We start from the raw sequence: 10829 nt of genomic DNA on the forward strand, positions 1-10829 counted from the left end.
ATGCGCACGCCGGTGGCCTGAGGCCGCCGTCTTCTGCAAGCGGTACCCAAAGAACGGAAAAAAACGGGGATGCCAAGGCATCCCCGTTTTGCTTGCATCATGCCCCGCGAAGCACGCTCACAGAATGTTCATCGCCACAGCGCATAACCGATGCGCAGTTGCGGATGATCCTTCTGGTTGTAGGTCAGCAGGCTCTCGCCATAGCCGTAGAAGTAGCTGGCCATCAGATAGCCGGCGGTACCGGGCAGCAGGCGCGAGAGCGGGTAGGTGACCTGGGTTTCGGCGCTGTACTTGCCGCCCAGTTTGCCCTTGCGCAGCATGGTCGCCACTTCCAGACCGTCGGGTTTGCCATAGGCCAGCTTCAGGTCCAGGTGGCCGCGATAGTCGGCGATGTCCGGGTTGTCGCTGGTCGGGCCGAGATAGGCATAGACCTTGGGCGCGACCTTGAAGTGATAGTCGTTGAGATTGCCGAAGTTGAAGGTCGGCTCGATGAAGTAGGTATTGATGCTGCGCGAGGCCGTGCCGTCGCGTCCATTGGACTCGTGCTCCAGGCCGGTGGCGATGCCGATGCGGCTGAAGACGCGGTTCTGTATGCCCACGTCCGGCAGGTAGTAATACAGGCTGGGGCGATAGCTGGTATCGCGGAAGGGGGCCGAGGGGGCCGACAGGTCCCACAGCGAGAACTGCGTGTAGCCCAGGTAGAGATTGTCCAGCAGGCCGCGCGAGCGCGGATCGTCCGGCACGAACACGCGGAACTTGAAGCTGAGCTGGAAGCGCGCATTGGTGTCACCATTGTTGTGCCCCACCGTGAAATACATCGGCTCATTGAAGGACAGCCGGCGACTGTTGGAGAGGATGTCCTCGGCTGCCGGTGCACTGTCGATGGGCGAGGCATTGGCACCCGGCGTAAATACTGTGGCCGAAGGGGCCACCGGCGCGACCTTGCTGGTCGAATCGGCCAGCGGCGTGTTGATCAGGTCGGGCGATTCCGGCAAGGGCCCCAGCGACGGATCCGGGCGTACCACCGCCACCAGCACCGGCGAAGCATCGATGCCGATCGGTTCGATACGCACCATGCCGCGCAGGCGGCGCGGCAGTTCGCCGCGATAGCGCACCTTGCGGAACTCACCTTGCTTCAGGGTCAGGCTGTCTTCGCCATCGACGCGCTGCAGGGCGATCTGCTGCGGCGGAATCATGTCGGCCGAGGCCGCCACCAGCAGCGTGGCGGGCAACTGATAGGTGCGCTGGGCCTGCTCGTCCTCGGACACCAGCAGCGTCAGCTCCAGTGGCTTGGTGGCATCGATGCGCTTGGGCGGCTGCACCATCGAAATGCCGGCATGCGCCGGGGCGGCCAGCCACAGCGGCGCGGCCACACCGCACAAGGCCAGCGCCACGCGGCGCGACAGACGGGTACGGGCCGGCAGGCCGTCCTGGTGCGGATGCAGACGGGAGTGGGGTAAGTTCAGCATGTTGTCCTTGTTGTCGATTTGTTGTGTTTTGTTGTCGTTTTGCAGCTTGTTCGGTGGGGGAGCAGGCGCGAAGGGCGGCCGGGAGAGGCCGGGCGCACGTCGGGCGGCGATGCGCGGACTGCCGTGACAAGAGATCAGCGGCGCTCCATAAAGTTGCCATTTCATCGATATCTTCTGGCCTCCGTATGCCTTTGGGAGGCGCAATCCTGACCAAATGATCAATTTGGCATGCGGTTGGTCACGAAATGTTGTTTGTTTGCCTCGGGCGGGCAACGTTTGGTCGACGGAAAATGCCATTGTGACAACGGGTATTTCCTGATTGTGTGACAATGCGCCGCCCCCTAAGCTTGATGACAAGTCATCCATGTTGCCAAGCTGTTTGCCGGGGCGGGACGTGCAGGTGCGTGCGCGCACCGAATCACCTGCCTTCCAGCGACCTTCGCTCAATCGCCGTTTTTCACAGGCATCACTCTTCGCCATGCTCATCGCCAACTACGACAAGCCGCTGGTGGTCGTTTCCCTGCTGGTGGCCATCCTCGCCTCCTATACGGCGCTGGACATGGCCGAGCGCATCAACACCACCAGCCATCTGCATTCGCGTGCCGCACGCTTCTGGCTTGCTGGCGGTGCAGTGGCCATGGGGCTGGGGATCTGGTCGATGCATTTCATCGGCATGCTGGCTTTCCGGCTGCCCATCGCGCTGGGCTACGATGTCTGGATCACTACGCTCTCGCTGCTCATCGCCATCGCCACCTCGGGCTATGCGCTGTGGATCGTCACCCGCAGCGAATTGCCGCTGCGGCGGCTGTTCGGCAGCGCCTTGCTGATGGGGACCGGCATTGCCGGCATGCATTACACCGGCATGGCCGCCATGCGCATGACGCCGGGCATCGATTACGACCTGGTGCTGTTCATCGCTTCCATCCTGATCGCCGTAGCGGCGTCGGCGGCAGCGCTGTGGATCGCCTTCAGCCTGCGCCGCAATACCCCTTACGTGAAAGCCGCGCGCGCCGGCGCTTCGGTGGTGATGGGCGTGGCCATCGTCGGCATGCATTACCCCGGCATGGCGGCCGCCACTTTCCCCAACGGTTCGGTGTGCCTGTCGGCACGCGAGGGCGTGGGGACCGGCTGGCTGGCGATCCTGGTCATCGTGGTCACGCTGGCGGTGCTGAGCATCGCCTTGCTGACCTCGGTGCTGGATGCGCGGCTGGAGTCGCGTACCGCCAAGCTGGCACGCTCGCTGGCCGAAGCCAATGAAGAATTGACGCAAATGGTGCTGCACGACCATCTCACCAAGCTGCCCAACCGCACCCTGCTGGAAGACCGCCTGAGCCAGGCCATCAACAAGGCCGCACGCAGCCAGGGACATTTCGCGCTGATGTTCATGGATCTGGATGGCTTCAAGGCCATCAACGACTCGCTCGGCCACCATGTGGGCGACCGCATGCTGGTGGAGGTGGCGCAGCGCCTGACCGGTGCCATGCGCGCACACGATACGGTGGCGCGGCTGGGTGGCGACGAATTCGTGATCCTGGTGGAGCTGGCGCAGCCGGAAGACGCCATGCCGGTGGCCGAGAAGCTGGTGGAAGTGGTCAACCTGCCGTTCCGCCTGGCCGAGCAGGAGCTGCGCGTGTCAGCCAGCGTGGGCATCGCCATCTACCCGGAGGACGGGGCCACGCGCCACGACCTGGTCATCAACGCCGACGCCGCCATGTATCACACCAAGCGCGCCGGCCGCAACGGCTACAACTTCTTCGAACCGTCCATGAATGCCAATGCGCATCATCAGCTGCAGTGGCTGCAGGACCTGCGGGTGGCGTTGGAGCGCAAGCAGTTCCGGCTGGTCTACCAGCCCAAGTTCAGCCTGCTTGATGGTCCGGTGCTGGGGGCCGAGGCGCTGCTGCGCTGGCAGCATCCGCAACGCGGGCTGGTGGGGCCGGATGAGTTCATCGGCCTGGCCGAGCGTTCCGGCCTGATCATCCCGATCGGAGCCTGGGTGCTGGATGAAGCCTGTCGCCAGATGCATGAGTGGCTGACCCTGGGCTATGCCGACTGGAAGATTGCGGTGAATCTTTCGCCGGTGCAGTTTGCCGATCCGCATCTTCTGGACGTGGTGCGTGCTGCCCTGGAGAAACACCAGCTGCCGCCGTCCTGCCTGACGCTGGAGGTGACCGAGTCGACTGCCATGAACAATACCGAGCAGAGCCTGCAGACGCTGCAGCAGATTGCCGACCTGGGCGTGGAGATCTCCATCGACGATTTCGGCACCGGCTACTCCAGCCTGCTGTACCTGAAGCGCCTGCCTGCCAACGAACTGAAGATCGATCGCGGCTTCGTGCGCGACCTCAGCGAAGGCACCGAGGATGCCGCCATCGTATCGGCCATCGTGGCCCTGGGGCGCACGCTGAATCTGCGCATCGTTGCCGAAGGCGTGGAGACCGAGCGCCAGCAGGAGTTCCTGCACCAGGTCGGATGCGACGCCATGCAGGGCTATCTGCTGGGACGGCCGATGGCGCCGGACCTGTTCCTGCAGACCATGCGCGACCATGCCGCCGAGCACAAGACGGCGGCCTGAATTCACAAATTGGCTGTGGCATCGCCTGCTATTCCTCGAATTGGAGAAGCGCGCTTGATGCAAAGATCACGACATAGGGAAACGCAAGGAAAGTGAGCGTTTCAGGCAGGCTCCTGAGGGGGAGGTTGGGGCGGACGGCTCGTACTGGCGTCCGTCCCTTTTTGTTGATACCTGCTTCAAAGTGGCGTCACAGCACCTTGCCCGGATTCATCAATTGCTGCGGATCCAGCGCCTGCTTGATGGCGCGCATCAGGCGCAGTTCCACCGGTGACTTGTAGCGCAGGATCTCTTCGCGCTTCAATGCGCCCAATCCATGCTCGGCCGAGATCGAGCCGCCGAAGCGGTCCACGCTGTCATGGACCACGCGGTTGATGTCGCCCTGTCGCGCCAGGAAATCGGCATCGGGTACACCTGCCGGCGGCGAGACGTTGTAGTGCAGGTTGCCATCGCCCAGGTGGCCGAAACTGACCATGCGGCAACCCGGTGCGGCCTGCTGCACCAGGGTATCGGTCACTTCCATGAATTCGGCGATGCGCGAGATCGGCACCGAGATGTCGTGCTTGATGTTCTTGCCTTCGTGCGCCTGTGCCATCGAGATGCTTTCACGCAGTCGCCACAAGGCCTTGGACTGGGCCAGCGAGGCGGCGATCACGGCATCGTCCACCAAGCCCTGTTCAAGGGCCTCGCCAATCAGGGTTTCAAAAATCGCCCGGGCGTGGTCTTCGGATTCGTTGTCCGACAGTTCCAGCAGCACGTATTGCGGATGCGGCTGGCTGAAGGGCAGGCGTTGGTCGGGGAAGTGCTTGCAGACCAGCTGCAGGCAGAAGTGCGACATCAGCTCGAAACCGGTCAAGGCCGAACCACAGCGCGCTTGCGCCTGCTGCAGCAGTTGCAGCGCTTGCGCCGGGGATTGCAGCGCTACCAGTGCAGTCAGTTGCGCGCGCGGTTGCGGGAACAGTTTGACCACTGCCGCAGTGATGATACCCAGCGTGCCTTCCGCGCCGATGAAAAGATCGCGCAGGTCGTAGCCGGTATTGTCCTTGCGCAAGCCCTTGAGGCTGCTCATGATCTCGCCCGCGGCCGTCACCACTTCCAGCCCCAGGCACAGCTCGCGCGTATTGCCATAGCGCAGCACGCCGGTGCCGCCGGCATTGGTGGAAAGATTGCCGCCGATGGTGCAGCTGCCTTCGGCCGCCAGCGACAGCGGGAACAGGCGGTCCACCGCCGCCGCCTGCTCCTGCAGGTGCTGCAGCACGCAGCCGGCTTCCACCGTCATCGTATTGTTGACCGGGTCCACCGCGCGGATGCGGTTCAGGCGACGCAGCGAGAGCACCACGGCATTGCCTTGCTGGTCGGGCACGCTGCCCAGCACCAGGCCGGTGTTGCCCCCTTGCGGCACCAGCGGGATGCCATGGTACGCGCACAGTTGCACCAGCGCCGCCACTTCGGCCGTATCAGCCGGGCGTAATACGGCCAGGGCACGGCCGGTGTAGCGGCCACGCTGGTCGGTCAGGTAGCCGGCGGTGTCGGCGGCATCGGTGAGGACATGGGCAGCACCGATGGCGGTACGGCAGGCAGCGAGAAAGTCGGTCATGAAAGCGAAACGCGCCACGTGCAGTGGCGCGCCCTATCGATGTGGGGAAGCGTTGTGTATTACTGGGAGGCCTTCTGGATCGCCTGGCGGGCGATTTCCTTGGCGGCCTTCTTGAACGGATGCAAATACGCCAATGCACAGACGAAATACAGCGTGGTCAGTGCCACTTCGACCCAGGCCAGCAGCACCGAGGCATGGACGCTGTCGCTGGTGGCGCGCACCAGCCCTTCCGCCAGGTACACCAGGATCAGCATGGACGACCATTGCAGCGTGTAGACATCGCGCTTCAATACCCCGCGCAGCGGCAGCAGCAAAGGCACGACCTTGAGCACCATCCACGAACCGCCCGGTCGCAGCGGGGCCAGCACCAGTTCCCACGCCAGACAGAGCAGGATCAGGGCGATCAGGCTGGAACTGGCTCCGAGGTGGAAGTAGCGCGCACTGCTGTTCATGATGGTCTCCGTAATTTGATGGCGTTTTCTGCCAGCCGTTTGCCCAGCGCGATGGCCAGGGTGCGCGAGTCGTCCGACAGCGGCTGATTGCCGTTGACGCCCGCCCAGTGGCTGGCACCGTAGGGCGTGCCGCCGCTGGAAGTATTCATCAGCTCGGGATGCGAATAGGGCAGGCCGACAATCAGCATGCCATGGTGCAGCAGGGGCAGCATCATGCTCAACAGCGTCGATTCCTGGCCGCCATGCAGGCTGCCGGTGGAGGTGAAGACGCAGGCCGGCTTGCCCGCCAGAGCGCCGGAGAGCCACTGCGGCGAGGTGCCATCCCAGAAATACTTCATGGCCGCTGCCATGTTGCCGAAACGCGTGGGCGAACCCAGGGCCAGGCCATCGCATTCCGCCAGGTCGCTGGCTTCCACGTACGGCGCGCCGGAGCTTGGCACGTCCGGTTCCACCGCTTCGGTCACGGTGGAAACCGCCGGCACGGTGCGCAGGCGGGCATCGCAGCCGGGCACGCTTTCCACGCCCTGGGCGATCAGCTCGGCCAGCTTGCGGGTGGCACCATGGCGCGAATAGTAGAGCACCAGGATGGTGGTGTTGGAGGAGGTCTGCACGGAAGTAGCGGTCGAAGAGGTCATCATGTGACTTATTATATTTCCGTTTTTTTGCTCCCAGACAGCAGGAAAAGCCTGAGTGTCCCCGCTTTTTCTTCATCTGCACCATGAGGAAGCAGAAACTTTGGGCCTGCTCTGCCTTTTTGCGGGATTTTGCTGCCCGCTTGGGCGATAATCGCCAAACTTGTCGTCTGGCCGGCAGCAAGCCTGCGCGCCGCCATGCGGCCTGATTCAACCCCGATGGGGCGGCGCATCTGCGGGTGCGGCGTCTCCGATGAAGTCGAACGGATGTCTTCTTTGCGTTTTTCCTTGTCCCGTATGCGTGGTCTCACCCGTGAGCAGTTCAGCGACCTGTTGCGCTTCGCCGGCCGGCGGCTGCGCGAGGATCGCCTGCCGCAAGTGGCCGGCAGCCTGACCTTCACCACCATCCTTTCGCTGGTGCCGATGCTGACCATCGCGCTGGCGCTGTTTACGGCCTTCCCGCTGTTCTCGACCTTCCGCGCCTCGCTGGAAGCCTATTTCGTCGAGAACCTCATGCCCAAGGGCGTAGCCAACACCATCCTTGGCTACCTCAACCAGTTCGCCGCCAAATCGGCGCGCATCTCGGCCGTGGGCGGGGTGCTGCTGATCCTGACCTCGGTGCTGACCATGTCCACCATCGAGAGCGTGTTCAACCAGATCTGGCGCGTCAAGAAGTCGCGCCCGCTGGTGCAGCGGGTGCTGGTGTACTGGGCCATCATCACGCTGGGTCCGCTGCTGATCGGGGTCTCCATCAGCGTGACCTCGTATCTGTCGACCGCCACCGGCGGCGCGGTCAAGAGCCTGCCGTGGCTGGGCGCGAGCTTCTATACGCTGGTCTCGCTGATGCTCTCCACGCTGGCCTATACGCTGCTCTACAGCACCGTGCCCAACCAGACCGTGGACTGGCGCGATGCGGCCGCCGGCGGCCTGCTGGCCGGTATCGGGCTGGAAATCGCCAAGCGGCTCTTCGCCGCCTACATCCTGCAGTTCCCGACCTACACTATGGTCTATGGCACGGTGGCGGTGCTGCCGATCTTCCTGGTGTGGATCTACATGATGTGGATGATCACGCTCTTCGGGGCGCTGCTGACGGCGGCGCTGCCGGTGGTCCGCTATGAACGCTGGTGGCATGTCCCGTCACCGGGCGCGGAATTCATCGATGCGGTCAAGGTCCTGAAATTCCTGCACGCGGCGCGCGTGGGGGTGGAGTCGGCCGTGGTCAGCATGGAGGAGGTGCGGCGCGCCACCCGGCTGGGCCTGGGTGAATTGCAGCAACTGCTGGCGCGCATGAGCGAAGAGGGCTGGGTGGCCTCGGTCAAGCCGGAGTCGGGCAGCCGCAGCCGTCGCGGCTGGAACCGCCGCATCACCGATGACATGGATCGCTGGACCCTGGTGGCCAATCCCAGCACCATCCAGCTGGCGCGGGTGTATCGCCTGTTCGTGTTCGATCCTGCCGTACTGGCCCAGGCCGGAGAGGAAGAAGCGCTGGTGGCGCGGGTGGAGGATGCCATCAACGCCGAGCTGGCGCAGTCGCTGGAGCAGTATTGCCAGGCCGGGCGGGTGGCCGAGGAGGAAGTCGCCGCCACCGTGGCCGCCATGCCCCACGCTGCGGTGCCGCTGGAGGCGCGCCGGCGTCTGTGGGAGCGCTGACCCCACGCCGAGGTGCCCGGGTCAGCCCTTGTCGGCCCTTTTATGAAGGTTTCTAAAAGGACACCTGCCCGGTGAGCATTTGCCAGTACATCACCCAATCGCCCATGAAGTAATAGAACGGATGACGGAAGGTGGCCGGCTGGTTCTTCTCCACCATGAAATGCCCGACCCAGGCAAAACCGTAGCCGCAGAACAGCGCCACCGCCAGCCACCACCACTGGTGCGTGATCAGCAGCAGCAACAGGCTCAACAGCGCCAGCGTCGACCCCAGGAAATGCAGCTGCCGGTTGACCCGGTGCGCATGCTCGCTGAGGTAGGTCGGATAGAACTCGCTGAAACTGGCGTAATGGCGTTCGGGCAGGGTAGCAGCCATGGTCTTCTCCGGAGAGTCCTGACCCTTTCAGAGTAGTCAGCGCCGCGCCCGTTTGCAATCCTTGTGCTGAAGCAAGCTTCAGCTGTAAAACGTAAATTCTGCAGGGAAATACTGCGCAGCAGCGTCTTTGCGGGTTGCCCAAATGTCGCCCTTGCCCGTACCATGTGATTTCCAGCGCGCCAGGAGGGCCTGGAGGAGGCGTCCGCTGCGGTTGCGGGCAGGATCAGTTATCCTGTTGCCCCCATGAATTGGATTTTCCCGGCGTCATCGCCTACAGTCAAAACAGCTTCATATAACCAAACCAGGACGACATCATGAAAGTCTCTGAAATCCTCAAGGTCAAAGGCAACATCCTCTTCACCGTCACGCCGGAAACCCCGATTCAGGAGGCGGTCGCCGCCATGGCCGAGAAAGACATCGGCTCGCTGGTCGTGATGGAATACGGCGACCTGGTCGGCATGCTGACCTTCCGCGAAGTGCTGCTGACGCTGCACAAGAACGGCGGCGAACTGGGCGGCTCGACCGTGCGCAAGCACATGAACGATGCGCCCATCACCGTCACCCCGGATACCGACCTCAACGAAGTGCGCCGCATCATGCTGGAAAAGCACGCGCGCTATGTGCCGGTGATGGAAGCCCGTACCGTGCTGGGCGTCATGTCCTTCTACGACGTGGCCAAGGCGGTGCTGGATGCGCAGGGCTTCGAGAACAAGATGCTCAAGGCCTACATCCGCGACTGGCCGGCCGAGGAAGAAGAGCGCGAAGGCAACAGCTGAACGCTCTGCGCTTTCGTTTTTTGTTGGCAGCCGCCTGCCCGGTGCAGGCGCTGCCGTCATGACCGTTCCTGCTGGAGCGGTTTTTTATTGCCCGTTGCCCCTTGTCCCTTGGTATTGTTGCCAATCCTGACCCGCGCGGCGCAGACTGCGCGCTTCCTCCCTCACCTGATTGCCCATGCAAAAGAACAGCCAGTTCACGCTCTTCTCCCAACGGCGTTTCGCTCCCTTCTTCTGGACCCAGTTCCTGGGAGCCTTGAATGACAACGTGTTCAAGACGGCGCTGCTGACCATCCTCACCTATGACGCGCTGTCCTGGACGGACATGGATCCGGGCTTGCTCAACAACCTCATCCCGGGTTTGTTCATCCTGCCGTTCTTCCTGTTTTCGGCCACCTCCGGCCAGCTCTCCGACAAGCTGGAAAAGGGCAGGGTGGCACGCTTCGTCAAGCTGCTCGAAATCGCCATCATGTGCGTTGCCGCCTATGGCTGGATGACGCATCACCTGTGGCTGCTGATCGCCGCCGTGATCGGCATGGGTGTTCATTCGACCCTGTTCGGGCCGGTGAAATACGCCTACCTGCCGCAGCAGCTCAAGCGCGATGAGCTGGTCGGGGGCAATGGCCTGATCGAAATGGGCACCTTCGTCGGCATCCTGCTGGGTGAAATCCTGGGTGCGGTGCTGGTCGTGCACAAGCCCTGGGGCCTGCACCTGGTGGCCGGGATCACCATCGGCATCGCCGTGCTGGGCTGGCTGGCCAGCCTGCGCATTCCGCTTTCGCCGGCCCCGGTGCCGGACCTGAAGGTGAACTGGAATCCCTTCACCGAAACCGTGCGCAACCTCGGTTATTCGCGCCGCAACCGGCCGGTGTTCCTGTCGCTGCTGGGCAATTCCTGGTTCTGGTTCTATGGGGCCATCATGCTGGCGCAATTCCCCGTCTATGCGAAGAACTACCTGCATGGCGACCACAGCGTCTTCGTGCTGCTGCTGGCGGTGTTCTCGGTCGGCATCGGTGCCGGTTCGCTGCTGTGCGAGCGGCTTTCCGGGCACAAGGTGGAAATCGGGCTGGTGCCCTTTGGCTCCATCGGCTTGTCGGTGTTCGGACTGGAGCTGTATTTCGCCAGCCAGGCCTATGTCACGCCGACGGCCATGCTGGACCTGGGCGGCTTCCTGGCGCAGGGCGGCAGCTGGCGCATCCTGTTCGATTGCCTGGGCATCGGCCTGTTCGGCGGCTTGTACATCGTGCCGTTGTTTGCGCTCATCCAGACCCGCTGCGACCCGGCCCACGTCTCCCGCACCATCGCCGGGAT

General features: G+C 63.3%; 10 protein-coding genes. 4 read left to right on the forward strand and 6 right to left on the reverse strand.

The window, feature by feature from the left end:
* Positions 1 to 128 precede the first annotated feature (128 nt).
* Positions 129 to 1634: a phospholipase A gene (locus tag B3873_RS04075; protein WP_286864169.1), complete on the reverse strand. Its 1506-nt coding sequence runs from the start codon at positions 1632 to 1634 to the stop codon at positions 129 to 131.
* 313 nt (positions 1635 to 1947) lie between these two features.
* Here B3873_RS04075 and B3873_RS04080 point away from each other — a divergent pair, with 313 nt between their 5' ends.
* Positions 1948 to 4044, forward strand: a complete 2097-nt coding sequence (locus tag B3873_RS04080) for a putative bifunctional diguanylate cyclase/phosphodiesterase (protein WP_286864180.1) — start codon at positions 1948 to 1950, stop codon at positions 4042 to 4044.
* Positions 4045 to 4231: 187 nt separating this feature from the next.
* Here the strand turns inward: B3873_RS04080 and B3873_RS04085 are convergent, their stop codons facing one another.
* Genes B3873_RS04085 through B3873_RS04100 form a run of 4 tightly spaced genes read right to left on the reverse strand, consistent with a single transcriptional unit; the run spans position 4232 to position 6955 of the window.
* Positions 4232 to 5638 carry an FAD-binding oxidoreductase gene (locus tag B3873_RS04085; RefSeq protein WP_286864170.1) on the reverse strand — a complete coding sequence of 469 codons (1407 nt, stop codon included), beginning with the start codon at positions 5636 to 5638 and terminating at the stop codon, positions 4232 to 4234.
* Between the two features lie 59 nt (positions 5639 to 5697).
* Complete coding sequence (locus tag B3873_RS04090) at positions 5698 to 6090, reverse strand: DUF2069 domain-containing protein (protein WP_034338174.1); 393 nt, start codon at positions 6088 to 6090, stop codon at positions 5698 to 5700.
* On the reverse strand, positions 6087 to 6728 hold the full coding sequence (gene wrbA / locus B3873_RS04095; protein ID WP_286864172.1) for an NAD(P)H:quinone oxidoreductase: 642 nt from the start codon (positions 6726 to 6728) through the stop codon (positions 6087 to 6089). The genes B3873_RS04090 and wrbA overlap by 4 nt, the downstream gene beginning before the upstream one ends.
* 8 nt (positions 6729 to 6736) lie before the next feature.
* On the reverse strand, positions 6737 to 6955 hold the full coding sequence (locus B3873_RS04100; RefSeq protein ID WP_276842697.1) for a hypothetical protein: 219 nt from the start codon (positions 6953 to 6955) through the stop codon (positions 6737 to 6739).
* Positions 6956 to 7019: 64 nt separating this feature from the next.
* Here B3873_RS04100 and B3873_RS04105 point away from each other — a divergent pair, with 64 nt between their 5' ends.
* A complete protein-coding gene (locus tag B3873_RS04105; RefSeq protein WP_245202196.1) occupies positions 7020 to 8372 on the forward strand; it encodes a YihY family inner membrane protein in 1353 nt (450 codons plus the stop codon).
* A gap of 52 nt (positions 8373 to 8424) precedes the next feature.
* Here B3873_RS04105 and B3873_RS04110 read toward each other — a convergent pair whose 3' ends face one another.
* A complete protein-coding gene (locus B3873_RS04110) occupies positions 8425 to 8745 on the reverse strand; it encodes a DUF962 domain-containing protein (protein WP_286864175.1) in 321 nt (106 codons plus the stop codon).
* A 314-nt stretch (positions 8746 to 9059) separates the two neighbouring features.
* On the opposite strand from B3873_RS04110, the gene B3873_RS04115 reads away from it, so the two are divergent.
* Positions 9060 to 9521, forward strand: a complete 462-nt coding sequence (locus tag B3873_RS04115; RefSeq protein WP_121045023.1) for a CBS domain-containing protein — start codon at positions 9060 to 9062, stop codon at positions 9519 to 9521.
* A 175-nt stretch (positions 9522 to 9696) separates the two neighbouring features.
* On the forward strand, positions 9697 to 10829 hold a 1133-nt coding region (locus tag B3873_RS04120; RefSeq protein WP_286864178.1), incomplete at its 3' end, for an MFS transporter.

This window comes from Herbaspirillum sp. UBA812 (genome assembly GCF_002296545.1).
Lineage (GTDB): Bacteria > Pseudomonadota > Gammaproteobacteria > Burkholderiales > Burkholderiaceae_D > Herbaspirillum > Herbaspirillum huttiense.

Coding starts and splice junctions, on each gene's coding strand:
- B3873_RS04100 (WP_276842697.1), bottom strand. CDS start 6,955: ATGCGCCGCCCCATCGGGGTTGAATCAGGCCGCATGGCGGCGCGCAGG.
- B3873_RS04090 (WP_034338174.1), bottom strand. CDS start 6,090: ATGAACAGCAGTGCGCGCTACTTCCACCTCGGAGCCAGTTCCAGCCTG.
- B3873_RS04080 (WP_286864180.1), top strand. CDS start 1,948: ATGCTCATCGCCAACTACGACAAGCCGCTGGTGGTCGTTTCCCTGCTG.
- wrbA (WP_286864172.1), bottom strand. CDS start 6,728: ATGATGACCTCTTCGACCGCTACTTCCGTGCAGACCTCCTCCAACACC.
- B3873_RS04115 (WP_121045023.1), top strand. CDS start 9,060: ATGAAAGTCTCTGAAATCCTCAAGGTCAAAGGCAACATCCTCTTCACC.
- B3873_RS04105 (WP_245202196.1), top strand. CDS start 7,020: ATGCGTGGTCTCACCCGTGAGCAGTTCAGCGACCTGTTGCGCTTCGCC.
- B3873_RS04110 (WP_286864175.1), bottom strand. CDS start 8,745: ATGGCTGCTACCCTGCCCGAACGCCATTACGCCAGTTTCAGCGAGTTC.
- B3873_RS04075 (WP_286864169.1), bottom strand. CDS start 1,634: ATGAAATGGCAACTTTATGGAGCGCCGCTGATCTCTTGTCACGGCAGT.
- B3873_RS04085 (WP_286864170.1), bottom strand. CDS start 5,638: ATGACCGACTTTCTCGCTGCCTGCCGTACCGCCATCGGTGCTGCCCAT.